The 24236-nt window shown below is 56.9% G+C and carries 24 protein-coding genes and 1 pseudogene; 16 read left to right on the top strand and 9 right to left on the bottom strand.

Going from position 1 to position 24236, the window contains the following annotated elements:
- Window positions 1-28: 28 nt before the first annotated feature.
- From NMQ09_RS20960 to NMQ09_RS20925, 8 genes are read left to right on the top strand one after another with little or no spacing between them, the layout of a single operon-like run.
- Entirely contained in the window at window positions 29-1705 is a 1677-nt protein-coding gene (locus NMQ09_RS20960) for a DUF8186 domain-containing protein (RefSeq protein WP_255194669.1), read from the top strand.
- Complete coding sequence (locus tag NMQ09_RS20955; RefSeq protein ID WP_255194668.1) at window positions 1702-2538, top strand: hypothetical protein; 837 nt, start codon at window positions 1702-1704, stop codon at window positions 2536-2538. Before NMQ09_RS20960 ends, NMQ09_RS20955 begins: the two co-directional genes overlap by 4 nt.
- The gene (locus NMQ09_RS20950; protein ID WP_255194667.1) at window positions 2538-3680 is read left to right on the top strand and encodes a TrbL/VirB6 family protein; all 1143 of its coding nucleotides are present in this window, start codon (window positions 2538-2540) and stop codon (window positions 3678-3680) included. The genes NMQ09_RS20955 and NMQ09_RS20950 overlap by 1 nt, the downstream gene beginning before the upstream one ends.
- Window positions 3681-4781, top strand: a complete 1101-nt coding sequence (locus NMQ09_RS20945; protein ID WP_255194666.1) for a TraC-like domain-containing protein — start codon at window positions 3681-3683, stop codon at window positions 4779-4781. It begins immediately after the preceding gene.
- Window positions 4778-6916: a VirB4 family type IV secretion system protein gene (locus NMQ09_RS20940; RefSeq protein WP_255194665.1), complete on the top strand. Its 2139-nt coding sequence runs from the start codon at window positions 4778-4780 to the stop codon at window positions 6914-6916. Before NMQ09_RS20945 ends, NMQ09_RS20940 begins: the two co-directional genes overlap by 4 nt.
- Window positions 6909-10544, top strand: coding sequence for an ATP-binding protein (locus NMQ09_RS20935; RefSeq protein WP_255194664.1), 3636 nt, complete (start codon window positions 6909-6911; stop codon window positions 10542-10544). The genes NMQ09_RS20940 and NMQ09_RS20935 overlap by 8 nt, the downstream gene beginning before the upstream one ends.
- The gene (locus tag NMQ09_RS20930) at window positions 10541-11425 is read left to right on the top strand and encodes a bifunctional DNA primase/polymerase (protein WP_255194663.1); all 885 of its coding nucleotides are present in this window, start codon (window positions 10541-10543) and stop codon (window positions 11423-11425) included. The genes NMQ09_RS20935 and NMQ09_RS20930 overlap by 4 nt, the downstream gene beginning before the upstream one ends.
- Window positions 11422-12933, top strand: a complete 1512-nt coding sequence (locus NMQ09_RS20925) for a primase-associated protein (RefSeq protein ID WP_255194662.1) — start codon at window positions 11422-11424, stop codon at window positions 12931-12933. The genes NMQ09_RS20930 and NMQ09_RS20925 overlap by 4 nt, the downstream gene beginning before the upstream one ends.
- 104 nt (window positions 12934-13037) lie before the next feature.
- On the opposite strand, the gene NMQ09_RS20920 is transcribed toward NMQ09_RS20925, so the two are convergent.
- The gene (locus NMQ09_RS20920) at window positions 13038-13418 is read right to left on the bottom strand and encodes a DUF7344 domain-containing protein (protein ID WP_255194661.1); all 381 of its coding nucleotides are present in this window, start codon (window positions 13416-13418) and stop codon (window positions 13038-13040) included.
- A gap of 155 nt (window positions 13419-13573) precedes the next feature.
- A complete protein-coding gene (locus tag NMQ09_RS20915) occupies window positions 13574-14293 on the bottom strand; it encodes a DUF2270 domain-containing protein (RefSeq protein WP_255194660.1) in 720 nt (239 codons plus the stop codon).
- Between the two features lie 215 nt (window positions 14294-14508).
- Between NMQ09_RS20915 and sp36 the strand changes: the two genes are divergently transcribed.
- The 3 genes and pseudogenes from sp36 (at window position 14509) to NMQ09_RS20900 (ending at window position 16475) form a co-directional block, all read left to right on the top strand.
- Window positions 14509-14715, top strand: coding sequence for a Sp36 family protein (gene sp36 / locus NMQ09_RS20910; RefSeq protein ID WP_255194659.1), 207 nt, complete (start codon window positions 14509-14511; stop codon window positions 14713-14715).
- Window positions 14708-15730: a DUF7972 family membrane protein gene (locus tag NMQ09_RS20905; RefSeq protein WP_255194658.1), complete on the top strand. Its 1023-nt coding sequence runs from the start codon at window positions 14708-14710 to the stop codon at window positions 15728-15730. Before sp36 ends, NMQ09_RS20905 begins: the two co-directional genes overlap by 8 nt.
- A gap of 302 nt (window positions 15731-16032) precedes the next feature.
- Window positions 16033-16475: pseudogene (locus NMQ09_RS20900) on the top strand (SPW repeat domain-containing protein).
- A 56-nt stretch (window positions 16476-16531) separates the two neighbouring features.
- Here the strand turns inward: NMQ09_RS20900 and NMQ09_RS20895 are convergent.
- The 7 genes from NMQ09_RS20895 to NMQ09_RS20865 all read right to left on the bottom strand — a co-directional run bounded on the left by NMQ09_RS20895 (window position 16532) and on the right by NMQ09_RS20865 (window position 21393).
- The gene (locus NMQ09_RS20895; RefSeq protein ID WP_255194657.1) at window positions 16532-17383 is read right to left on the bottom strand and encodes a M14 family metallopeptidase; all 852 of its coding nucleotides are present in this window, start codon (window positions 17381-17383) and stop codon (window positions 16532-16534) included.
- A 254-nt stretch (window positions 17384-17637) separates the two neighbouring features.
- Entirely contained in the window at window positions 17638-17937 is a 300-nt protein-coding gene (locus NMQ09_RS20890) for a DUF7344 domain-containing protein (protein ID WP_255194656.1), read from the bottom strand.
- Window positions 17938-18091: 154 nt separating this feature from the next.
- The gene (locus tag NMQ09_RS20885) at window positions 18092-18433 is read right to left on the bottom strand and encodes a HalOD1 output domain-containing protein (protein WP_255194655.1); all 342 of its coding nucleotides are present in this window, start codon (window positions 18431-18433) and stop codon (window positions 18092-18094) included.
- 77 nt (window positions 18434-18510) lie between these two features.
- Entirely contained in the window at window positions 18511-19161 is a 651-nt protein-coding gene (locus tag NMQ09_RS20880) for a helix-turn-helix domain-containing protein (protein ID WP_255194654.1), read from the bottom strand.
- A gap of 128 nt (window positions 19162-19289) precedes the next feature.
- Window positions 19290-20108 carry a TrmB family transcriptional regulator gene (locus NMQ09_RS20875; protein WP_255194653.1) on the bottom strand — a complete coding sequence of 273 codons (819 nt, stop codon included), beginning with the start codon at window positions 20106-20108 and terminating at the stop codon, window positions 19290-19292.
- A gap of 247 nt (window positions 20109-20355) precedes the next feature.
- Window positions 20356-20712, bottom strand: a complete 357-nt coding sequence (locus NMQ09_RS20870) for a DUF7344 domain-containing protein (RefSeq protein ID WP_255194652.1) — start codon at window positions 20710-20712, stop codon at window positions 20356-20358.
- 183 nt (window positions 20713-20895) lie between these two features.
- Window positions 20896-21393 (bottom strand): Lrp/AsnC family transcriptional regulator, encoded by a 498-nt coding sequence (locus NMQ09_RS20865; protein ID WP_255194651.1) that lies wholly within the window; start codon window positions 21391-21393, stop codon window positions 20896-20898.
- A 780-nt stretch (window positions 21394-22173) separates the two neighbouring features.
- Between NMQ09_RS20865 and NMQ09_RS20860 the strand changes: the two genes are divergently transcribed.
- The 5 genes from NMQ09_RS20860 (at window position 22174) to NMQ09_RS21250 (ending at window position 24000) form a co-directional block, all read left to right on the top strand.
- A complete protein-coding gene (locus tag NMQ09_RS20860; protein WP_255194731.1) occupies window positions 22174-22617 on the top strand; it encodes a DUF8030 family protein in 444 nt (147 codons plus the stop codon).
- A gap of 138 nt (window positions 22618-22755) precedes the next feature.
- Entirely contained in the window at window positions 22756-22965 is a 210-nt protein-coding gene (locus NMQ09_RS21215; protein ID WP_425607276.1) for a hypothetical protein, read from the top strand.
- Window positions 22966-23013: 48 nt separating this feature from the next.
- On the top strand, window positions 23014-23412 hold the full coding sequence (locus NMQ09_RS20850; protein ID WP_255194650.1) for a type II toxin-antitoxin system death-on-curing family toxin: 399 nt from the start codon (window positions 23014-23016) through the stop codon (window positions 23410-23412).
- A 33-nt stretch (window positions 23413-23445) separates the two neighbouring features.
- Window positions 23446-23616, top strand: coding sequence for a hypothetical protein (locus NMQ09_RS20845; RefSeq protein ID WP_255194649.1), 171 nt, complete (start codon window positions 23446-23448; stop codon window positions 23614-23616).
- A 123-nt stretch (window positions 23617-23739) separates the two neighbouring features.
- A complete protein-coding gene (locus NMQ09_RS21250; RefSeq protein WP_486637764.1) occupies window positions 23740-24000 on the top strand; it encodes a DUF8139 family protein in 261 nt (86 codons plus the stop codon).
- The last annotated feature ends 236 nt before the right edge of the window (window positions 24001-24236 follow it).

The following is a 24236-nucleotide window of genomic DNA, read 5'->3' as shown; positions in this document are numbered from 1 at the left end:
TCCGCTCGTGCATCACATTCGTCCTCACATGGTTGCGGTGCTCGCTCTCGTTGCCGTCACGCTCGCGTTCGCAGGGGTGACTGCCGCGAGTGCCGACTCTCCACCACGACCGGGCACTGACGACAGTGACTTAGACGTCAACGAAACGGCGACGCTCTGGTCGAAAGCTCCGAATGAGTGCCTCAGTGATGCCGAGTACGAAGAGCGATACGATGAGCAGCGAACGGCCATGCAGGAACTCGGCAACTGTACAGATATTACGTTCAAAGAGCCCCCAGATACAGCTGAACGCTGGACGGCATACGATTACGAGTCACTCGAGGGTGGCGATACAGAGACTTCGATCTATCCCACGCATGCAGAACTCTCGAACTCGGCCCTCATCGCCGATGCACACGCGACGACGTTCGCGATCCAGCCGTCAACGAGAACACATCTCGATGCGAACGAGACGGTTCACTACATCGCTCCGGAAGGCGAACTCAGTGGATTCGTCGATTATCGCGTTCGCCTCGACAGCAACTCATCCATGCAGAACCACGGAATCGACGAAGTCCGCCTCTTACACAATGACGACGTCGTCGATACCGTAGGAGGAACGCACACTCCAACATTCGAATATGCGTTCGACCGAGGTGGCCCGGCAACACTCACACTCGAGGCGGATATCAGCGCTCGAGTCGAACGCGATCGTGGCAATGAGACGGAGGTCATCACCGACCAGGTGACCGTCTCTCAGGACCTCGATGTGGAGGTTTACGATCTGCGGGCGTCGATCTACCACGCATCGTATCCAAACGGCGACAGCGGTGTTGCCATCTATCAGACCCAGCCGTGGCACGGATACACGCTTTCGGATGATGGTGAGGCGAACGTCCGTGGTGTGTGGCGATACTACACGGCTAGAGACACCAACTGGGACGATCTCATACACTCAAGCCGGGATGGCCAAGAGACGACACACTCCGACGCTCTACCCGTATACGTCCACGCGTATCCATCCGAGCTAGGCCCGCGTTCAGAACCCATCCGCGATGGTCCCAACATTCTCGAGGTCTGGGGGTCAGAGAGTTCGTCTCCAGAACCCTCGATTCACGAGAACGTCGACATCGACGTCGTCTCCGAGTCCTATACCCGTTCTTCCGGTCTTGCTCTCCGGTACGATGGCATCGATCGAGATGCTATCAGGGTCGACGGGATTGTTCGCGGTGTCTCAGCAGAAATCATTGAACCCGATGGAGGGTCGGAACGGGAGATACGCGAGAGTGACCTCTCTGTCGAAATCATCGAATCGAATGCGACTGCAGTGACGTTGCAGATCGAGCTTCGTGATGCTGAGACGAGGGCGCCGATCATGCTCGAGAGTCCGTTCGACGATCCTCGATTCTCACTGATTGGCGCTGCTTCGCGTGAGGGCTATATCACAATCGGCGATCAGGTGGTGCGGACGAACGCAGCTGGCATCGCAGAGATAACTGTTCACCAGCCGGGCATCTACACCGCAGAGTACCATCCCGGTTCGTGGCGCTCGCACAATCCAGCCTATATCGGAGATACAGTCACAGAAACGTGGCATCCGTTGGCCACTCCAACGGGCTGGTTCACACTGTTAGTCGATCTTATCCGGTATGCGATTCCCTTTGCTGTCGCACTATACGCAGCGAAGCGGATCGGCTCTTTCTTGAAAATGAGAGATACGTTATGACAATTCAACAGACACCACTCGATAGACGCACCGTTCTCGGAAGCATACTCGTCGGGATCACTACTGGACTTGCTGGTTGTTCTGCGTTGAGTGATTCTGATGACGCCCCATCAACAGACTCCGGTGGAGAGATTATCCAGAGCGTCGCGGTCGAAGGGCTTGAGCTCGTGGTTGAACTCGAACGGGATGCAGTTGACCAGCTGAATCTCATCGATCCCTCTGGTGAGTTGTTTGCTCAACAAACGATTGAGTCGGGGGTGTCTCGAACAATGCTCGAGATCGGGACGAACTATCCTGTTGGCGAATACGAACTCATCGGGCTTGCAGACGAGGAAACCGTTGAGACGACGTCAGTTACGCTCGAACCGGATCTCGAGTTAACAGAACTCCGGTTGGCCAGGAATTACCCTGAGGAGATGTACGAGGGTGCGAGAGACTCCAGTACGGAAGCAGAGGCGATACTTTCTGTGACGAATCGAGGAACTGGACCAACCGCAGCTACCGCGCTTCGGTTCGAAGGCGATGTCCCGTTCCCGACACACGAGAGCTACGATGAGGCTGGAGAGAGTGGTATCTACGATCCAGAGAATGACTTTGGAGCGGATGCAGAGTCAATAGCTCTTCCTGCAGGTGAGACAGTACTGATCTACAGCAACACACTCCCCTTTTCGCCAGCGAGCACACGGTCGAAGTGTGACTCGATCGGACGGGATGGACAGTTCACCGTCCGCCTCTCTACAAGCCATGCTACAGATCACTCCCTTGACTACGTTATCCACTATCTCGGTACCGGTCCTGATGATTGTGAGATCGAAATTGAGGGGCCATTGTAATGTCATGGTCACTCTCGGATATCGGGATCAAGTGGTTCGAAGATGCAGTTGACAAACTCATCGAATGGTTTCAGGAGGGATTGGCAGATGGATATGATGCCGTCACGGCACAGGTTTTCGGCACGCCAACACCGGAGACGGATGGTGCATTCGTGTTCGGTCAGCCGTCGAACACACCGTGGGAAGAGATCCACGGCAATCTTGTTGCGGGGGAGATCATGCTCGTCTCCCTGTTGTTGCTCGTGATGTGTGTCCAGGGCAGACATACGATCCGGATCTTCAATATCGGTAGTGCGTACGAGACGCGAAAGGCAAAGCGTAGTGCCTGGACAGGTGCGTTCCTGATCGTAACGTGGTACTGGGTCGCTGTGTTAGCGCTCTATCTCGTCGATGGCTTCACCATTGCCCTTATTCCAGACATTTCGACAGTGACTGCCACAATGATTGAATTGCTCCGCTTAACCGTTTCAAACCCAGCGCTTGCTCTCTTCCTCACTGGAGTTGGAGCTGTCGCCATGTGGATCTTGCAGGCGCTGTTTTTCCTTCGCGAGATTCTGTTGTACATCTTGATCTATGCGATGCCGATCGGTATCGCATTGGCCTATGGGAATCTTCCCGTCGTCTCTCACATCGCCCGCACGGTCTGTATGAAGTTCGTACCGCTTGCGATCATGCCGATTCCAGTGGCGCTGCTGTTCAAAGGGTATGAACTCCTGTTCAGTGAGGGGACGGACTCGGCGCTTGTTCCGGATAGTTCATTCCTGAGCTACCTCATCGCGGTCACATTGCCATTGCTCTCGATTCTCATCGTCTGGAAGCTGTTCAAGTATGCCAGCCCGATGACGACGAAGATCATCGGAGCGACGACCAAGGGCGCAGTAACAGCTGGCGCAGTCGTTGGGGCCGGTGTTGTTGCAGGCCCTGCTGCAGCAGCCACGACTGCGGCGTGGGGACCGAAAGCGGCTGCTGGCTATACGGCTGCGTCGAAGATGCGCCAAGGCGGTGGCTCATCCCAACAATCCGGAAACTCGAGCGGCGGCAGCGGAGGACGAACCGACCACGATAACGTTGCGACAGACGCGTACGGCCAGGAAGGCGTCCCGGCGTACCGTCGCACCGAGAACGATCCGGGGTATTACTGAATGACACGAGATCACGATGCAGCTGGCCGTCGAATCATGGATGAACTGGGCGAAGAGAGTCGCATACCGATTCTGAATATCGAGGAGGGAGACGTCTACGTGCTCCTCGGTTTCCCAATCGCTGGCCTCCTCTTTGGTGGCCTCACGGGACTCGATGGTGCGATCTTACCGTTCGTCTTACTCGGTGTCGTCCTTGGTGGATCGATCGTCTACGCGTCACCCAACCATCTCCCGGCGTCAACGTGGCTGGGAGACGTCTACCGCCACTACTGCAAGCGGCCTCGGTTCACCTACAGCACGGAGGCCACGGCTGAGTTCACCGAAGCGAGTACCGAAGGCGGACTCGTGAGCTATACGCCGTTCAAGCCGGACGAGCGAACACAGGATCTCACGAACATCAGGCGAGCGTGGCCTGGTGCCGGTGCAATCGAGCGCTCCGATGGCGCGATGGAAGCCTACCTCGAGATCGATCCCGGGAACATGGACTTCGCGATGTCCGGTGACTGGGCTCAGATTCAGCAACTCGGCGAGGAGTTCGCGAACAAGGAACTCGACTTCACGCTCAAATTCCACGCTACGACTCGGTCGTTCCCAGTCGAGAAGCTGATCGAGCGAATCGATGGGCGGCTCACTGACAGCGACGTCAAGCAGAACCCGATCTTCAAAGAGTTACTCGAGGAGTATCGCGAGCAACGTCCGCGAGACCTCGAGGGGACCCAACAGGTACGGTATTTCATCGGCGTCGAAGTCGACCCCTTCGAGGTCTACGACCGATACCAGGACGAACAGTCCCCAGCGGAGAAACTCACCCTGTTTCCGGTCATCGGCTTTCTGTTCAACCCGTTCGTGACTCGGCGGAACGACATGACCGATGCGGAGATCCGGGCGGCCATGTTCGAGAAACTCGAGAACCGCTGCCACGGTCTCCAGACGGAGTTTATCCAGAAGGCATCAGGATGGTCCGCTCATCGGCTTGCGACGGTCGAACTATTCGTCCTTTCACTGGACTTCTGGAACGGCGAGGAACACGAATACGATGACGGAGCGGATGCAATTCGTGATCATCCGACCATTGATCATCAACGGAGGGTCGATCAGTGATCGACGCACTCCCCGATCCAGGGACGCAGGCTGGGATTGCCCTCTACATCGGTGCAACGGCATTGATCACGCTTCTCGTGAAGTGGGGATGGGACCGCTGGCGAGCTGAAGACGTCGAAGAAGTCGAACTCGCGGATCTCCTCGAGGAGGCGACCGTCGAAGACGGCCTCGAAGAGGGTCAGGTCCTCGACGACATCGCCGAACATCATCAACACGTCGTCGCACCGGCGGCGATCGAGTGGGATACGCGGACCGCTCGCGTCGGTGATCAGTGGACGTCCACACTCTACATCGCCGATTACCCGGATTACCCGAAAGACGGCTATCTGACCGAACTCTTCGAGCTCACGGACGTCGAGTTCGATCTGACGGTCCATATCACCCCGAAGAGTCAGCAGCAGGCTCGAGACGAACTCCAGCGAGTGGCCGACGACCTCCAGGCCGATGCTGACCTCGAGCGTACTGTCCGTGGGAGCTATCTTCAGGAGCGAGCCAACGAGGCGCTGTCGACGTACAAGAGCGTTGAGAACGGGAGCCGGGTGTTCGAGCAAGGCATGTTCATTACGGTTCGATCGGAGTCACGTGACGAGCTTCGTGACGCCGTCCGGACAGTTCGGAGCCGGCTTCGTGAACAACCCGCTGGACTCTCGCCGAAGACGGCTATCTGTAAGCAAGACCTCGCCATCCAGGCTGCAGCGCCAATCGGCCCCAACCCGTTCGGCCGGGAGGCCACAGCACTCGGTGGTGCGGTCGGTGCGTTGCTCGCGTCGCCACATAACGCCACAATTCTCGAGGACGGCGGCGTCGAGTTCGGCGTTCACTGGAAGAACCAGAGTCCGGTCGTCATCGACCCGTTCGCTCGAGAGAACGGCTATGCGATGTTCACGATCGGTGACCCTGGTTCTGGCAAATCGTTCGGATCGAAGCAGAACTTCATCCGTTCGATTGAGCAAAGCGAGGACCGTATCGGGATTATCCTTGAGCCATTGAACAACTGGGCTGGCGTCGCCGAAGCCCTCGGCGGTGAGCGAATTACGATCGGTGGGGATATGGGACTGAACCCGCTCGAGATCAAGCCGACTCCCGAGCGCGTTCAGAGGGCAATGGGCAAGGACGCTAGCCCGTATCGCGAAAAGCTCGATAGCGTGATGAGCTTCCTCTCGAACTATTTTGCGCTTCGGGGAATCACACTCGGCGACCGCCGGACGACGTTGGAGACCGCGATCGAGCGTGCCTATTCACGCAACGGAATTACCGACGATATCGCGACTCATCACAACGAGAGCCCGACGATGCGGGACGTCCTCGACATCCTCGAGGAGATGGTCGAGACCCCGGAAGAGTACGTCGTGCGGACGGATGAGGAAGCGACGAAGATCGGCGAAGACGCAACGTGGCTCATCGATCAGCTTCGCCCGTTCGCGGAAGACGGCCGGTACGAGAACCTGGGCCGAGAAACCGAATTCGACATCCGCGACGAGAAGGTGATTTATCTCGACCTTGCCCAGCAGGAGGGCAGTCTCGGTGGGAGCACGAGTCTCATCATGCAGTTGCTGATCTCACTGGTCTATGAGCGAGCGAAGGAGACGGACAAAGAGGTCGTCTTCGTCATCGACGAGGCTCGGTACATCATGCAGGACGCGGCGAGTCTCGAATACCTCGAGATCGTCTTCCGTCACCACCGCCATCACAACCTCTCGATCCGACTCGTCACCCAGACCGTCGACGAATTCTTCCAACATCCAGAGTCCGAGGCGATCATCGACCAGTGTGCGATCAAGCAGTTCCACCATCTCGACGGGATGGACCGCGAGTGGGCCAACGAGTTCGGCCTCAACTCGGCACAGATGCGCTTCGTCCAGGAGGCCGTCCCCGGAAACGACCGGACGGGCTATTCGGAAGCACTCGTCGGTGTCGACGGTGAGTGGCGGGGAATCGAAGTCCGAGCAATGGAAGACGAGACGGCTGTGATCGACTTCGATCCGAAAGCCCAGTCACAGACTGAGTTGCCAGGCCGTTCAGCAGACACATCTACAGAGCGATCTATGAATACTAATCCAACAACCTCACGCCAGGTCTCAACTCCACCACAGACTGATGGCGGTAAGCACGGAGGTGAATCGAAACATGAGTAACAACGAGTATCTGAAAGTGACTCCGACGTCGGGACCACTCCGTCGGTCGGATATTCCAGCCGCTCTTGAGAGTCTTCATAAACTGTCGAACCCAGCGGCAGAGAGTTTCTGGAACCGGGTGAGGCCCAGAGTGGACACAGCTCCACCAACGTTCGAATTCCTCGCCGTCTCTGCAGGTCCTGATGCACCAGTAGAGTTCTACTACGGGGTCAACCAGGAAGAACACCTCAACACGCTTGAAAAGCGCCTCCGGTCGATTTACCCGACCACGTTCACGGTTATGCGAACGGAACTCGATCTCGAGGCGGTTCTCACACCTGAACCCGACTTGGCGAGGGAAGATCTCGAGTCTGAGGAACAGGGAGCGTTGAATCGAGAGAATCCTCGAACTGATACGGGAGAGAGTGATTTGGAAGGTTTCGATGAAGGTGAAATAGAAGACGAAACCCCGAAGCCCTCACCACTGGGGGTCGAGTGGCTCGGTAAAACTGGCCGCAAAGAAGACTGGATGACGACCATCGCGCCGTTTGTCGTCGACGAACCCGATGAAGAATATGAATCAGAGCAACCTCCGCTTTCGGCCGTTGTTGAGGTCCTCCATGAGATGACCGCACCAACTGTCTATCAGATTCTCTGGCAGCGCAAACCTGATTGGCGGGATGATGCTGAAATCCGAAAAATGGACCTCAAAGAGGGACGCGATACTTGGGCCGAGGACCTCATCGGCTCATGGCTCGAGCCTGTCGATGCAGATCCTGCAGATCGAGAGCTGTCTCAGGAGACAAAAAACCGTATTCAGAGAATCGACGGCAAACACCCACGTCGAACGTTCACCGTCAATGCTCGAGCCGTTGCAATGGCTCCTGGCGGCGATGTTGAGATCCGCGCAGAACTCGAGCAGCTGAAGGCAGCACTCCATCCACTCGACGGTCCGTTTTACGAACTCTACGGACGGCGTATCCGAGAGAAAGGATTCCTCGATCGGCAGAAAGCCAAACGAGGTCAACGCCATCTCGAGCGAGTTCTCAACGGAGAGATGATCGCTGGTAGCGGGAAGAAGCGGCCAGATTTCGTGTTCAATGCGGACGAACTCGCAAACATGGTTGTTGTCCCGAGCGCCGATGATTTGACTGTTGAGGGCTCTCGAGGTGCGCGTTCAGAGCAGCGCAGTCGCAATCCACTGCCACGACCGAATCCCGATTTGATGGCACAGTTTCGTGAAGGGATGGCGATCGGATATGCACTTGATGAAAATAGTACGATCCAACCAGATCCGGTACGGATTCCGCCAAATCTCTTAACGAGACACTACGGCAGGTTTGCATCAACTGGGGGCGGAAAGTCGAAAGCAATCATCAATGATGCGCTGTCTCTCAGGGAGAGGACGGGTGGGCCGGTTATTATCGTCGATCCGAAAGGCGATGGAATGTGTGCGAACTATCTTCGCTGTCACTATGACCGATTCAACGGATTGGACAACACCTATCAGTTCTGCGTTCCCGAAACCCTCCCTGCTTTCTCTTTCTTCGATATTCGTTCGACACTTGAAGCGGGGTGGAGGCGCGAAGATGCGATCCAAGACAAGGTCGATCACTTCCACGACATCATGCGGATGGTCATGGGTCGTAAAAAGTACGAACAGGCGTTCGTCGCCAACGAGATTCTCAGCTACCTCATCAAGGCGCTCTTCGACGAGGAATACGGTAGTGACGCCTTCGGCCTCGATGATCTCTTTGCGGCTGCACTCCAGATGCAACGCGAGCGGACAGTCCCTCCTGTCGCTGCCGAGAACCAAAATGTCGAGGAGTCGCTTACGCGCCACTTTGAGAAAGATGACCGACAATTCCAGGTGTCGATGGACGCCGTTGGGAACCGCCTCGACAAACTTAGAGAGGACGCGCACCTGCGACGTATCTTCAGTCACGTTCCGGAACAGGGGGATAACGGCGACTACGTCGACAACCGATTCGACTTCTGTGAGTTCCTCGACGAAGATGCCACGATCTTGTTCGACTTGGGTGATCTCCGCCCGGAGGCTCAGCGAGCAATTACACTCCTCCTGTTGAGTAACCTCTGGGACGCAGTGCGGGTTCGTCGACGTGATGGGAAGACAGACTACGAGAATCTCACCAACCTCATCATCGAGGAGGCAGCCCCCGTCGCCTCGACGAAACTCGTTTCCGAGCAGCTGCTTCCCCAAGGTCGGTCGTTCGGCCTGAGCATGGGACTGGTGATGCAGTTCCCCGGACAGGTCAGGAATCGAAGCGAGCGTGCCTACGACGAGGTCCTTAACAATATCAAAACGAAGCTCATCGGGAACATCTCCATCGAACGCGCGCTCGCCGAGTCGCTGGCCCACGAAGACCTGAGCCCGACTGACCTCCGAAATCGGATCAACACGCTCCCCAGCGGGGAGTGGATCGCGCAACTCCCGAGCCCGTCATTCGGGGAGACGGGTCCAGCCCCGTTCTCGGTAAAGCCGCTCCCGATAGCAGCCGGCCATCCAGAGAGCGACGAGCCGCTCTCTGCCGAACAAGAGGATCACTTCGAGACCGTGGCTCTCCCTCGGCTGTCGGAGCGAACACAGACCCAGTACGGGCTTGCTGAGGCCCCAGGCGAATCGGAGGCAGCCGACAATGAAGGATGGGGAAGTAGATCAATCGATGTACTGTCGACATCCGCAGAATCGGCTAGCCCTGTGGACTCGACGCAGTCGTCGTTCATCGGACAGGCAACCAGTGGTTCAGCAGCTGACGAAGAGGGAGAAAAAGAAGCGGGCACCACCAACTTACTGTTTGGAGATTCCGAGTCAACTGCGTCGAGAGAACTAGTCGGTGAAAAAGAGGAAACAGCTGTTGACGAGAACGGATCGTCGCCATTACAGTCGCCAGTACAGGCTGGTGGTGTAACCGTCCCAGATGACGAGCTTCGACAGCGCGGGCTCACTCACGACGACATCCGATTCCTGACTCGCATCCTCGACGTGATGAATGGTGACGCCCCGGACCACACACTCTTGGATTCGATGAGTGCGTTCAAGAACGACTTTGACGACCTGGACGTGCAACGGCTCGTCGATCAAGACCTGCTGGAGGAAGGACGAGCATGCGGTCGGAAGTACTATACCGTTCTCCCAGCAGGGCGCGAACTGCTCGGCCAGAAGCTCAAGGTCGGCCCTGGTCAGGGAGATATCGGTGAGAAGACGCCGCACAAGGTCGGTGTGAAGCTGCTCGAACTGTGGTTAGAAGCCCGCGACGATGTCGAGAAGGTCGAATCTTACTACGAGTACGATGAGGAGACGGTGTTCGACGTTGCCGGTCTCGATGCTGACGGAGAACTCGTGTGGGTCGGTGAAGCCGAACTCGCGAGTAATAACAAACACGCTCCGGTCGACGACTACGACAAGCAGAGTCGGGTGGACGCAAACGTTGTCTGGGCGTTCAACAGACGCGAGACCGCCGTCGAGGTATTAGACCATCTCGCAGAGGCCGACCGAATCGAAAGCAGTGTGAGCGGCCGTGCAGCCCGATCGTTCTCCGACATTCGAGAGGCCGTTGAATCGTTCGATGCAGCTGGGCTGACGACGATTCGGAGCTTCAACAAACTCGATCAGGAGTTCAATTCATGACGTGGCGTCAGGCGACTCGCGAAGAGATCTACAGGTACTACACCGAAGAGTTCCCCTCGTACCGTGACGAACTCCCGTCGTTCATCACAGCCAAGGGGCCGAAACAGTACGCGCTTGCGTTTCGAGACCCCCACCCGGTCCGGAAAGATGGAGTCCCAGACAAGGACTTCATTCGGCGAGATACGTGGCAGACGAACGTCTCAGGTGAGCGGATCACGGCGGCGTTCCACGACTTCGACGACGTCCTCGAGTTCATCCGCCATCCAGCACGAAACGATCCACTCGATCGGAGTGACTTCGCGCTCGCAGATCCCAACTTGCTTGACAAACCAGACCCGTGTCCTGATGCGGTCTACTACGCCCTCGATCACTGGGAACGGCCGTGGGTGCTCCTCGTCGATATCGACGCGAAAACGATAGCCCGAAAACGGGCAGCGCAAGCGATATTGGATGAGGAATCTATGGGGGATAGCGAGGAGCTGCTCGATACCGCGGGAATTCTCGAAGCAGACCCAGCAGGCTACCCGTATTCTTTCGAGGATATCGAACGGGCCATCGAGTACGGCTTCGAGGTGCGAGAGATCTTCGAGGACGACTTCAACGCCGAAGACACGATGGTAGTGTACAGCGGCCAGGGCGTTCACGTCTATCTCCTCGATACTGATCCCGCTCATCGGTACGACGCCAAGAGTCGAGAAGTGCTGAACGACCTTCTGCAAGACACCTACGAGATACCCATCGATCCCGTGGTTACCGCCGATCGTCGGAGGGTCGCCCGGCTACCCTACTCGTTGCACGCTGACGTCTGTAGTATCGTCACGCCGATCGAGAGCCCGGACTTCGACGTTCGGTCTGCGACACCGGAGGTGCTCCAGTCATGACTCAGTCGACGCCTGTCAAGGACGAGCGTACCGCCTATCGCGTTGCGGCGCTCCCGCTGGAATACGGCACGACGCGGATCAACCAGCTGTTCACGCGGGGCTACAATCGCTACATCGTCGACGGCGAAGATCAACCAGCAGATCTGCTGAACGACCTCGAACGGTTCGGAACGGCGGCGTTCAAAGAAAACGTCAGGACAAACGCTGCGGAGGAACCGTTCGTCGACGAACCGGGAACACTCGCCGTCCTCGCGACGTTGAGCGCGATCTGCGTCAAGGCACACCCGAAGTTCGAGCACGCCCCACCGCGAAAGGTGCAGGTTCTCTACGATATTCGAGAGTTGTACGTCAATAATCTCGCTTCCCTCCTTCGAGAATTCGGTGATGGGAGTCTCCAACAGGATATAGCAGAGGTGCTGTACGCGAAAGCCCCCGGAGAGGATGGTCCGCACCCCGGTCGTGTTTGTACGGGAGTCAAAGAAATGCCCGAGTTCGGTGGTGGGTTGTACCTCGAAATCCCGATAGCTGCGGCGTCGAGGAACTGCCTCGTTCACGCCGACACTGAGACAGGAGAGGCTGGGGAACTGCTCACTCGCGTTAAGAACAACCACCTCTACGTACCAGTCGGCGATTTCGATACGAAGTATCGCGAGTACGCCAGACGCGCGTTCAAAAAGCTCCTGCGAGTCCAAGAAGAGAACCTCTCCGGAGACCAGCTCACGTGGCTAACAACGAATGAATCGGCCATCACAGAGCGCATCGACCGCTTCATCGAGACAGGACACCACGAACGAATCTGGCGAGACTGGAACCCCGGTGAGCGAACCATCCGTGTGCTACGGGACGCAATTCGAGACGCACCAGACGAAGTCACCACACTGGGGAAGTTCCACTCGGGGAAGGAGCTGTTTGAAGCAGTGGAGGCGTACGATCCGGAAGCGGACTGGAAGCGGGACGTGTGTAATCGTATCTCTAGTCCTCGGAGTCTTGGGAATCTCCTTGCATCCCAGCGCGACCACCGAAGCCTCACTATCCGACGGCACGGAAATACGAACCACTATCGGATTCAGGAGTCTTCGCGAGGCGTCCAGCCACTCACCGTCGAGTCAATCGAAGACCTGTTTGAACTCCCCTGTATGGCGAACATGGCCGAACGCCTCCACGAGAAGAAACCAGTCCGAAAAGACCTGTACAACTTCGCCCGGATGGTGATGTGGCTGCCACAGTATCAGGACAGCGACCTCGAGACGATTGTCGGGGATCTCAAGAGCGTCTTCTCGCGGTGGCCATGGTACGATGAACAGGTCACCGACTACCAGATTCGCTACGAGTTCTCGAACACGATCGGAGGCGACACCCCGCTTCCGATGAACTGCGACAACGACGATATGCAGCGGTACTGCATCGGGCAGGAGAAGTGCCCATACTCCATCTGGGGAAGTCTCCCATTTCCCGATGAGATGTACGGCCAACTAGATGAGGCTGAATCTACGGGGGGAGAGTTCTAGCTCTGCTGGGAACCAATTGGATAGCGTGTTATAGAACCAGTCACAGGCCTATTGAACTCGTAGAGAATGGGAAGTACAGGTGAAACATTGAACGCCATACCCTCTCACTCACGAAGGAGTACAACGGTCTCTTCTTTTTGTTGGTCGATCAATGGTTCGAGCAAGGGCCTCATCTCGTCGAACCGTGGGCCTTTCGTTACGACGTGGGTGTTTCGGTCCCACTCGATGAAACCGTAGTCGGCCAATTTAGGAAGATGAATGTAGTGCAACCGAAGGAGTCCCTCGTCCACTCCTGGAATCGTTCGGGAGCTGGACAGGTGTTGTTGGAAGAGCTTCTCGTCAGCTTTAGCGATCTCCTGTGACTTTCTAGAGAGTTCCGGAACGTGTTGCGGGTTGTGGGTTAACAACTCGACTAACAACTGGCGTCGACGGCTGTCAGCCAAAGCGTCAAATAATTCATCATCATCGATCGTTTTGGTCCCCATGATATGTATTTGTCTTCAACCCTGTTAAATATACAACATTTTCACGAGCAGTTGCTGTTTTGATTAACTGAGTGAGTGAACAAGGGACGATCCGTACGCACGCGTAGTGGGCAGTCGATCTGTCGAGATTGAATCGGACAACACAGGGAACGGATTTATCGGTCTGTCTCTTTCCAGTCGTCCGGGTCTCCTTCACGGAATTCACCCTTGGCATGGCGCTCGTGGGGCCAGAAGGTGACGCCCAGCAATACGACGTAGAACACACCCACAACGGCAACCACAGCAATCCCGGGGATACGGGCGATTTCAGCGGTTGTCAGCCAGTCTTGGCGCGGCGCGAACGCTGTAATCCTGAAGACCCACGCGATCAAAAGGACACCGAGCAGCGCAAGGTACACACGCCGGAGCCGGTTTGCGAGTGCCTCGTATACCGAGACTTTCAGCGTCGGCCTGCGATAGTCCCTGCTCAGTTCCGCTCGCCAGTCGTGACTTTCAGTGCCCTGGGACGGATCGAGGGCGTTTGCGAACAGGTTCTCTTGGATGACTCGAGCACGAGAGCGAAAGACATCGTAGTCCCGGTACCGCCGTGCTTCGATGCCCAGAAAGATGGTGACGACGACGATCCCGATCAGCAAAATATAGTGTGGGTTATCGGGACTCGAAAACGCCCACGTCAAGATTGCTGCCATCAGCGTCACCGCCCACGTCGTCGTCTCGTCGAGGCGCTGTCGCCACGTCCCCACTCGAGCGATCTCTCCGCGATAGGCGTGAGCCATCACCGAACCGAGCCCCGTACTGTCGTCGACCATTTCGCGGCCGATCTCCCGCTGGTCTGGTGCTGTTGGGTCGAACTCGTCACTATTCGAATCGGTCATAGAGGAGAGACATCTCCTCGCCCCATAAGCAGTTGTGGTGACAGCGTACTCTGAATGTCCTGTACTGGAGAACATCGAACAGTACGCAGGAGGTATGTGATACTGCAATTGTTTTATTTTGCATGATTTGGTCCCGCGACCGTCGACCGACTCTCGAGTCGTCGATCCGGAATGGCAACACGAACCTTTTTTCAGCGAATCGTCGATATACAAGTATGGCAACGGACCAGAGGATCGTCTGGGAGTACGAGACGGTCCGGCCACCCCGCGAGGCGACGATGGAGGAAGCAAGCGATCCTCAGGAACTTCTCAACGAGTACGGGCGAGAGGGCTGGGAGTTCGTCAATACGATCGAGTATACTGGCGGCGGTACCAAGTACCTCGTGTTCAAACGGCAGGCGGGTGGTGACGCCGATGAGTGACGACACGAACGAGGATGACGTCAGCACCCAGGACACGATGCGCGAGCGGGCCGACGAGAGTCGAATCAAGCTCTGGCTGCTCATGGGGGCGAACCGACAGCTCGTCACCGGCGTGCTCGCGGGATCATTTTTCGGGCTGTTTATGCTCGGGAGCCTCCTCGATCCGACGCTCTCGGATCTGCTCCAGACTCGGGGCGTTATCGAGTCGCTGTACGCGCAGATGATCAGCGCGCTGATTACCGGTGTCATCCTCGTCGTCACCATCAGTCAGCTGATAATTTCACAGCAGAACGGCCCGCTCGGCGAACAGCGAACGCGGATGAGCGAGACGCTCGACTTCAGGGATTACATCAAAGAGCTTACCGACAAGCCGGCGCCGGCCGATCCGTCGGCGTTCATCCGTGAGATCATCGATGCGACACAGCAGCGCGCCGACACCCTCAACGAGACCATGGAGTCGACGGACAACGACGACCTCAGAGACGAGATCGACGAGTTCGTCGACAGCATCACCGGCAACGCCGAGACCGTCCGCAACAAGCTTGAGGGCGCGAAATTCGGCACGTTCGATGTCGTCCACGCCTCGATCGACTACAACTACTCCTGGAAAATCTTCCAAATCGAGCGCCTGCTGGCCGACTACGAGGACGACATCGACGAGGAACAACGCGACGCCCTCGAGGATCTCCGTACGGCCTTCGCGATGTTCGGGCCGGCTCGCGAGCACATCAAGACGCTGTACTTTCAGTGGGAACTGATCAACCTTTCGCGGTACATCCTCTACGCCGCGATTCCGGCGCTGCTGGTCTCGGGGATGATGATAACATTCGCCGATGCGACGACGTTCACCGGGGTGATCCTCGGGGTCGAGACGCTGCTCTGGGTCGTCGCGATCACCTTCACAATCACGCTCGTTCCGTTCTTCCTGCTGACCTCGTATATCCTGCGGATCGCGACAGCAGCGAAGCGAACCCTTGCAATTGGACCGCTGATCCTACGGGATTCCCAGGGCTGAGATCGGAAGCTATCCAGCCGACATCGACGTTTCCGCCATGGCCAACCGGTAAATCACGTAGATCACGCGCTGGACTGCCAGACCGTGATCGACGTGCTCAACACCGGCGGCTAGCCCGATTCCACGGCCTCGAGAACTGGCGCGATGTAGCATGAGATGAGAACCGATCTACGAGAGTCGGTGATCGGTCAGGACAGATGATGGGGTGACCATCGAGCGAGGAAAAGATGCATACCATCTCCCCGACGGGTGCAAGCACCGTCGTTTTTTACATATGGCGGGTAGCGGCGGCGAAGAAAATCATGAGCGAAACACCAACCGACACCGGAACGGACCCCGGTGAGGGGTGGGCACGGAACAGGCAGACGCTGAACACAGACCGATGCAGTGGGTGAGCGCCGTCATCGGGTTACTCGGGCTGTACCTCGTCGCGTCGCCGTTCATCTTCGAGGCAACCGATGCGGCGTACTGGAACGACACCCTCGTCGGGACGGCGATCTTCCTGCTCGCGGGCTACAATTTCTACCGGCTGTCGAAGGACAGGATGGCGAGCGTCGGCGTCGCGTCGCTGACCGTCCTGCTCGGGTTGTGGGCGCTCGTCTCGCCGTACGTCATCGAGATGGGGAGCAACGAACTCGCAACGGGGACGGCGATCACTGGCGCACTCGTCGCCGCCCTCGCCGCCTACAACGCCTACGCCAACGGCAAGGCCGACGCGGCAGACCACACCGCCAGCCGAGCGTGAATCGCTGGCACCGACGAGTTCCACTTTTTGCCCGACGTGCGATCAGCGTGTAGGCACTACTCGGAATCCCGCGGATCTCGCTCTGCACCGATCCACGTCTCCCGGACGTCGTCCAGCGACTCGCCGATTTTCTGTCCTCGATAGCCAAAGATGTCCTCGGAGCCCTCCGCGGACAGCATGATCGGCCAGAACGCCTCGTCGGCAGTCAGTTCCCGTCCGTCCACGCTCGCGTAGACGGCCCCTTCCGGAACGCGTTCGAAGTTTTCGACGTGTACCTCGTAGGAAGAGCCGCCGGGCTTCGGAACGGGCTCGTCCATGTGGAAGTACGCCGAATCCACAGCGGGTGGGTCGCCGGGGAGCGCGTCCACTCGATCGAGAAACGAGCGTGCCTGCTGTTCGGCTGCGTCAGCGATCTCATCGGTATTTGCTGCGGCGAGTTCGATTTCGACGGTGAACCCACACGTCGTGATCGTCTCCTCGTTTACCCCCCAGTGATCGACGATGTGCGGCACGGGCAGTTGCGAGGCCAGTTCGAACTCACGCTCCTGGGCGCTGTGTATCAGCGCGAACGGCGTCGGTTCCGCGTCGGTTCCGTGTAACGAAAGCGTCACGCGTCCCTCGACGAACTCACAGAGTCGAGCGGCGATCCGTTCCTCTCGGTCGCCGTCCGGATCGCCGGGAAAGACCCGGTTGAGATCCGAGTCGAGGTAGCGCTTGCCGGCCTCGATTGCCTCCGGGTTGGCGAGGACGAACGCAACGCTTCGTTGCAGGTCGAGGTCGGCCTCGCGCAGGCGGTTCACCGCGCGGATACCGCTCCGCTCGTCGCCATGTACGCCGGCGACGACCACCACCTCGGGCTCGCCCGGTCCCCGAACGGTCACGTCGAGCGGACCGAAATCTCTGTCCATATTCTTACGGGTATTATCCCGAACACGGGTATGGCTCGTTTGCTGGCATATACCGGTCCGAACGGAGTAACTATGCAGTTCAATTGAGTTCGCTCCCTCGATTAATGCAGATGGTTGACCAGAGTGACGGTCAACTCATTCGAACGCTGGTCAGATGCGATACCCGTGAATCGACCTATTCTGGTGTTTACCGTTCCCTCAATTTTACTAGTGAACCGGGACCATCGAGTAGGAGACTTGCGACCTGTAGTGTCTCACCGGTCACGACCGTATTTGAGTCTCGGATGGGCCTTGTCAAAGCGTTCTCCTCGGTACACTATGTCTTCGCGTCGATCAAATTCAATCACCCCCGCAGCCTGTAACTCGGGCAGATGGACGTGGTGGAGTTCATACACGAGCGTGACGTACTCCTCGCAGGAGAGAGTTTCATCATCCCGAACAATCGGCGTTGCATCTATCATCTCCTCTGCTGCGAGGGCAGCTACCACTCGTTCTTGTTGCTTTCGTAGCGCTGTCTGGAAGTCCTCACGACTCGAAGCAACCTGCTCACTCATCTCCAGTCGTCCCTCTACTCTCGAAATTCTCGCACCCACACTCCGAGTACGTGTCCTGATACGGAACGTCTGCAGTATCAGGCGTCCGTTTCCGGCCCATTCGGAGGGTTTCACAGCAAGCACACACACTGCGATACGGAAGCATCGGTATCGATTATGCGTTCTCGATAGGGGCTGCCTCGATAACTCCCTCACTCGTGACCGTGATCTCGAACCCGTCATACCTGAAGGAAATGCTGTCACAGTTTCCGAGACCGGTAGCTGACTCCGTCGTCAGGTTGTCAAATGCCTCTGTGTCAATAACGGTCTGAAGCGGTGTCAAGGCCAGCGGGTCTTCCCCACGGGCGGTCGCAACAACTGCAACGACCGCTAGACTTGTCGCATCGCGGGTGCTGTCGTACGTCGCTTGGAAACATTCACTCTCCACATCGAATTCAATTGGGCTCAGTGACTCTGCGATCTCCGGGTTCGCGGCCAAGGGTTGAGACGGTTCCATCACCCGAACAAAGGCTATCTACGGGGTTGAGTCTGGATTTTGCTCGCGCAACACGTTTTTATACGGAGGGTCGGCGTCTACTCCTCGGGAGTGATGAGAGTGCTTGCTACGAGGCGTCGCATACCGCGCTGTAATCGGGATGAAACCGCCTGCCGGGTAATCCCGAGTTCGGCTGCGAGATCGTCTTGCGTGGCGTCTCGTGGCGAGTCAAAGTATCCGTTCGAATACGCCATTATCAGCGCATCCCGTTGCCCATCGGTGAGGTCGTATTCCCGGTCGGACCTGAGCGAGGAAATCGCGTGTAGTTCAGTCAACTCGATCGGAATGTCGTGGTCTTGGCAGTATGTCTGGAAGTCGGAGAGGTCTTGTTGCTCGCTTGCCCGGACTTCAAAGGTCCACTGTTTTCCCTTGCCGATGCCCGAAAGAAGCGTGATATCAGTGTTTACGATTGCCGTGAGAATGCTCTCGTGAGCGAGATTCCAGTCGATACGGACGAACATCTGTTTCTCCACTTGGTCGATTACTTTGACCTGATCGATCCCGATATCAGCACTCAGATCTGTCGTGAGTTTATTTGTGTCATCAGCAGAAATCCAAAAGTACGGGATAACCGCTTCGCCCGTCGGCACGATACGATCTAACTCGATCGTGACATCCGTCAACTGCTCAAACACAGCGCTCAACGGGAAATCTGCTTGCTTTACGGTGAATGAGGCTTCGATTGTCATACTGGATAACTAGCGCGTCACCCTTTTGGATTGCTCGCTACTGCGCCCTTGGGGGACTCCCAATAGTTAGTCTATTTCCTGTAGTCAGCACGCTGTTCGTGCAGTCTGGCCTGGGAGCCGCTGCCTGGCTACCTCGTCGGGTCCGCCAGGGGGAGCAGCCCCGAGGAGATTATCCGGCGCAGGAGGACGACGATACCGTTCTCCAGGCCGTTGGCGAAGATCGCCTGCTCGTGTGAGTCGTCGTGGTCGGCGTCCGGGTAGAAGGAAGTGACCAGCAACGTCGTGCGGTCGACCAACAGCAGGCGGCTGATGGCAACCTCGTCGTCGGTCTCGGGCCCCAAGAGCCAGTCCAGTTCGGTTTCGAACACCTTCACGGATGGAAGCTCGGTACCGAGCTTGGCGATGATCGCATCCGTCTCGCCACCGATGATCACGTCGACGCCGCGGTCAACCGCGTCGTGGAGCCGCTCGTACAACGCCTCCGTCAGAAGTTCCTCCTCGACGACCAGCAGGACGATCTCCGAGTCGGCGTCCTCCAGCAGCGTGTGTGTCCGGGCCTCGATGCCGTCGTGGCCGGACAGCGTCCATACCTCCTGCATTCGGTCGCTGTCGTCGACCTCCGGTTGGAGATCGAGCGCTTCGAGGTGTGACTGGAGGGTGTCGATCCGCGTGTCGTACTGCTGCCGCAAGGTCGCGGTTGCCTCCTCGATGCTGACCGCGCGAAACCGCTGGGGATTCGAGTGCTGCACTGCGACCAACCCCTTTGACTCCAGCACCCGGACGGCGTCGTACACCCGGGTCCTAGGGACCTCGGAGATCTCGCTGATTTCCTTGGCGGTCCCCGTCGAGAGTTGCGTCAATGTCACGAGACACCGCGCCTCGTACTCCTTCAGTCCGAGGTCCTGCAACAGACTCACCGTCTCGGCGATACGTTGCTCAGCGGTCATTAGGTGGTCCTGTCATGTTCGACTGGTTGAGAGGGCTAATTCACGCTCGCACGGGATTTGGGTGACTGATTCTCCACACTTCGAGCAGGCGTCCATTGCTTTGCTGATGTACGTCCTCTCACAGACAGGACACGAAAACAGGGCCGTGGTGACTTCGTCTTCGGAGTCGTCTCGAGTGGGCAGTGTCTCGGCCTGTGTGCGCCCACTGAGTCGGGAGAGCCACGTGTGGAGACGCCGGCTCATTGGGTTACGGCCATCCCGCGGGCAGTACGTCTTCGTGGTCGGCCACAAACCGGAATAACGACGCGTTCTCGTCGAAGCTGGGTCCCCGCCGAATCGTGCGGGAGTCCGTATCCCACGCGATATAGCCTGCCTCGGAGAATTTGGGCAGGTGAACGTGATACAGGGCTGTGCGCATCTCGGTGAGGGTGGCGTCGTCGACGGCGCCCGGGTCGCTGTCGGTGTGCCAGGCAGCAACCCGAGTGGCGAGGCGGTCGAGGGAGACGGGAGTCTCCTGCTCGTCGAGGTAGTACAGGACGTACCGACGAACGGGATCTGCCAAAATGCGGAAGGTATTGGTTACCGCCTCGGTTGACTGGGCCATACTGTGGCGAGGACGTACTAACGAATAACTCCTTTTTATAATAAAATTGCTATAATTGAAAAATCCAATCGAAATCAATTATCGGTGGATATATTGAAGCAGAAATGTGGGCGAGAGAGCTATAAACACGAGTGGATTTGAGATTCTCAACCAATTCCCCGGCTATCCTTGATCGGTGACCGGTCAATCGTCGGTGTCGTCCTGGCGCGCGTCGGGGGCCGGCCGTGGATAGAAGTGGTCCCATGACTGGACCTGTGTCTCGGAGATGATCTCAGAACTGTTGATCGTCAGGCCCAAATCCGCCAGTTCGTTGCGGATCTCTTCGATCTCCCTGACCGTGTCGGCGACGACCTCGATGTGGACATTCCGTTCGCCCCCAAGCAAATCACGAGTGGTCACTACACCGCGAACGTCGAGGATCTGTTCGGCCATTGTTTCCAGCTTATTCGGGTTGACCGTGCAGACAAACATGACGTGGAGGGGGTAGCCCGCTCGCTCGTAGTTGATCTCGGGGTGATAGCCCCGAATCACGCCCCCATCTTCGAGTTTGTCGAGGCGATTCCGGACCGTCGTGGAGGTCACATCCACCTTCTCGGCGATCTCCGTATCGGTCTGGCGGGCGTTGAGTTGGAGTTGGTGCAGGATGCTCCGGTCCACGTCGTCGATTTGAACGTCGTCCATACCGTGTCCTTGGACGGGCCGACTGAAAAGTCCGTATGGGCCCTTCACAGGCCAAGATTGAAGCAGTCCGTCGGCTCTATTGAAAGCTTCAGTAGATGGTAGGTCTGGCCGGCTTCGATACTAGGATTGGCTCGAACCTGCTTTTTCCTGACGGAGAAGGTTTCTTCTTGAATGAAGATCCTGTGGAAGACTGGCTATCGTTTTAGACTGGTCGATTAGTCGTCGCGCTTCGTCATCCGTGAGAAAACTACCATAATTGCTATATATTTTATGGGAGGTGCGGTTCAAAGAGATCAGAATCCCCGTCATGCACTTTTCAGGCCCTGTATCGTCTGTTTTCTACCTAAGTGGGTGAATTCTCCACGAGTCACAACGAACTACCGTCAACTGCTGGGATTCGCTGTTGTCGAGTATCGCCCAAGATTTGAGATCAATTCTCTCGAATTCGGGCCTCTCACCACCTCGTCAAGCAAAATTATCCCAGACAGCCGTGTCTTGGAGTTCGTCGAGGTCATAATTACCGTCTGAGAACTGCCCGACGGCTCTCTTGTCTAATCTAAATCTGTTACGTCACTCTCTGCACCTCAAGGATTATCCAAAGGAAGGCTAGGGTACAACAGTGCAAATGCCGCTGGCTCTCTCCGGCCAAGGGGCCGTCAGACGACGAGCGTCTATAGCAAATATATCAGAAGTCACTCATTGGATAGTGACGCGATTCGCGGTGGGGTTTCTCACCCCCAGGAGGGGTGAGGAGGCGCAGTGAGCGCCCACTCAACAACCATGTCTTCAGAACACGAGCAACAGCGATCACGACCACCTGGTGAGCAAACTAAACAACCGAGCGAAGAACCGTGGGCAGATCTCGAGCTGACGCTCCCACATACCAGAAGTCCGACTGCCATCGTCTCACTCGTCGAGTGTGCACTCGTCGAACTCACCCACGAAGAAGTTGGTGCGGAGTTCGTCTCGACTAGTGTTGCAGGAGTGAAGCGAACACAGTTCATCGCCGTCGACGACGTCGGTGAGGAATTCAAGAAGCGGTATCTCGACGAACGACTCGGTTGGCACGAAGCAACAGTTAGCCGCAAAGCAGTTCGCGACGAGCTGGTCAATCGCCTCTCACAGCGGTCGTCACTGGTCGATGAGGTAGGTCAGAATGACGTCGTCACCGCTCAAGATAGATTCCAGGTGAAACCAGTTCGGGAACTTCGAGTTCAAAAGTAGATTCTTAACCAACACGAACCCAATTACCACGCCTGTTGTTGGTTAAGTCTAGTTGATGATGGAGGCATTCCAGTCTGCACTACAGTGGGAACGATTCCTCGAAGCAAGGCCTACATCGACAGCCACGCAAGAACGAGTATGTCCAACAGCGAGTCTCCAGATGATGTTTCCTCGGTCAAGGACGCGTTTCGCGGTGACGATGTCGAAACAAGCGACGACTGGACACTCGACGACGTCTACAGTGATCTTGCCGATTGGGCGACTGCCCGCGAGGAAGAGCACGCTACGAACGTGCCCGCCAACAACACGCCAGTACCGACCGCCAAGAAAGATACGTACGGCGAGTGACGCTGCAAGGAAGAAACGACTATTGGCTAGCGCGCGAGAGTCTCGAATGTGACTGACGACGTCGCGTATCCTTCGGTCGAGCTCGTTCTCGATCTCCACGAGCAGATCGTTGAAGAAGGTGACGCCACAGAACCCGGAATTCGATCGGAGGACGCAATCGAATCTGCAGTGCAGTACGTCTCTGAAGGATACTTTGGAGAGGTTCCACAGACACTGCATGAAAAAGCGGTGCATCTGATGCGTCTTCTCGTTGCAGATCATCCCTTCGTCGACGGGAACAAGCGGACTGCACTCCGAACGGTGGTTGTCTTCTACATGCTGAACGGACACACGTTCGACTACGGCGACGAAATTCGGGCCTTACTGCACCGCTTTGCGACCGATGAAGCCGCTGTCGACACTGAAACCGCAGTGATTTACTTCCGAGCGTGTGCTCGTCGCAACTGATAAAGGGACACAATGAGTACGTTCAATACAGAGATGGCGTCCAGCACCGATTCCTCGGCAACGGTCGACGAAGAAGTCCGCCGACTGTACGAGCGGTATCAGGCGGCCGAGAGCGACGCCGAACGTCACGAGATCGCCCTCGAGATGGGGAAACTTGACGGACGCCGCCACGCAGAGATCTACGCAGCGCTTGAAGACGAGTGACTCAACAGGATTCTTAGCGCCTCGTTAGCTATCGACTAGCGTGTCATAAAATCGTTCACAGCGGCCAGGAAGGATGCGAACGTAGCGATGGACTGATAGAGCTTGTCGACTCATCACAAATAAATGGAAGACATCCCACAACCAGCAAGCGAGCCGTACTCTGTCGGCGAACGGGTGCAGATCTACATCGGAGCTGACGATCCTGATTCCCGGTATCACGGTGTGGTTTGTGAAGTTGTTGAAATTCTCACAGATGACCTCGGTAAAGAAACTGGACGGGGCATAGATACCTATTCGTACACTCTTCGAGACGTAGAGACGGATGAACAGATACCCGTTTCATTCCGGCAGCGGGATTTAGTGCCGGCTAAGTGTACTCAATAGAGGCCCTGTACTGTTCGTTTTCGAATCCTGTGAGAAGCACTCTATGACACTCTGGAAATATGAATTGATTCTATGACATGCTCATCGACGGCTGTTTTACTATCCAGTGACGACGCCCTATGACCAAACAACCATCACGACGTGTTCTGGCTTGGTTTGTGACGTCATCGACGGTCAGGCCATGAATCGTGTAGGACGAACAGGACACTCGCGATAGCCTGTTTTTCTGCGCCAGA

Source organism: Natronobeatus ordinarius (genome assembly GCF_024362485.1).
Lineage (GTDB): Archaea > Halobacteriota > Halobacteria > Halobacteriales > Natrialbaceae > Natronobeatus > Natronobeatus ordinarius.
This window is presented reverse-complemented; position numbering and strand designations above follow the sequence as displayed.

Excerpts from the sequence above, each read along its gene's own strand:
- NMQ09_RS20845 (WP_255194649.1), top strand. The coding sequence starts at position 23,446 with ATGGCGTCCAGCACCGATTCCTCGGCAACGGTCGACGAAGAAGTCCGC.
- sp36 (WP_255194659.1), top strand. The coding sequence starts at position 14,509 with ATGGCAACGGACCAGAGGATCGTCTGGGAGTACGAGACGGTCCGGCCA.
- NMQ09_RS20945 (WP_255194666.1), top strand. The coding sequence starts at position 3,681 with ATGACACGAGATCACGATGCAGCTGGCCGTCGAATCATGGATGAACTG.
- NMQ09_RS20875 (WP_255194653.1), bottom strand. The coding sequence starts at position 20,108 with ATGACCGCTGAGCAACGTATCGCCGAGACGGTGAGTCTGTTGCAGGAC.
- NMQ09_RS20860 (WP_255194731.1), top strand. The coding sequence starts at position 22,174 with ATGTCTTCAGAACACGAGCAACAGCGATCACGACCACCTGGTGAGCAA.
- NMQ09_RS20865 (WP_255194651.1), bottom strand. The coding sequence starts at position 21,393 with ATGGACGACGTTCAAATCGACGACGTGGACCGGAGCATCCTGCACCAA.
- NMQ09_RS20895 (WP_255194657.1), bottom strand. The coding sequence starts at position 17,383 with ATGGACAGAGATTTCGGTCCGCTCGACGTGACCGTTCGGGGACCGGGC.
- NMQ09_RS21215 (WP_425607276.1), top strand. The coding sequence starts at position 22,756 with ATGTCCAACAGCGAGTCTCCAGATGATGTTTCCTCGGTCAAGGACGCG.
- NMQ09_RS21250 (WP_486637764.1), top strand. The coding sequence starts at position 23,740 with ATGGAAGACATCCCACAACCAGCAAGCGAGCCGTACTCTGTCGGCGAA.
- NMQ09_RS20880 (WP_255194654.1), bottom strand. The coding sequence starts at position 19,161 with ATGACAATCGAAGCCTCATTCACCGTAAAGCAAGCAGATTTCCCGTTG.
- NMQ09_RS20890 (WP_255194656.1), bottom strand. The coding sequence starts at position 17,937 with ATGAGTGAGCAGGTTGCTTCGAGTCGTGAGGACTTCCAGACAGCGCTA.
- NMQ09_RS20915 (WP_255194660.1), bottom strand. The coding sequence starts at position 14,293 with ATGACCGATTCGAATAGTGACGAGTTCGACCCAACAGCACCAGACCAG.
- NMQ09_RS20930 (WP_255194663.1), top strand. The coding sequence starts at position 10,541 with ATGACGTGGCGTCAGGCGACTCGCGAAGAGATCTACAGGTACTACACC.
- NMQ09_RS20905 (WP_255194658.1), top strand. The coding sequence starts at position 14,708 with ATGAGTGACGACACGAACGAGGATGACGTCAGCACCCAGGACACGATG.
- NMQ09_RS20885 (WP_255194655.1), bottom strand. The coding sequence starts at position 18,433 with ATGGAACCGTCTCAACCCTTGGCCGCGAACCCGGAGATCGCAGAGTCA.
- NMQ09_RS20950 (WP_255194667.1), top strand. The coding sequence starts at position 2,538 with ATGTCATGGTCACTCTCGGATATCGGGATCAAGTGGTTCGAAGATGCA.
- NMQ09_RS20960 (WP_255194669.1), top strand. The coding sequence starts at position 29 with ATGGTTGCGGTGCTCGCTCTCGTTGCCGTCACGCTCGCGTTCGCAGGG.
- NMQ09_RS20920 (WP_255194661.1), bottom strand. The coding sequence starts at position 13,418 with ATGGGGACCAAAACGATCGATGATGATGAATTATTTGACGCTTTGGCT.
- NMQ09_RS20935 (WP_255194664.1), top strand. The coding sequence starts at position 6,909 with ATGAGTAACAACGAGTATCTGAAAGTGACTCCGACGTCGGGACCACTC.
- NMQ09_RS20870 (WP_255194652.1), bottom strand. The coding sequence starts at position 20,712 with ATGGCCCAGTCAACCGAGGCGGTAACCAATACCTTCCGCATTTTGGCA.
- NMQ09_RS20955 (WP_255194668.1), top strand. The coding sequence starts at position 1,702 with ATGACAATTCAACAGACACCACTCGATAGACGCACCGTTCTCGGAAGC.
- NMQ09_RS20925 (WP_255194662.1), top strand. The coding sequence starts at position 11,422 with ATGACTCAGTCGACGCCTGTCAAGGACGAGCGTACCGCCTATCGCGTT.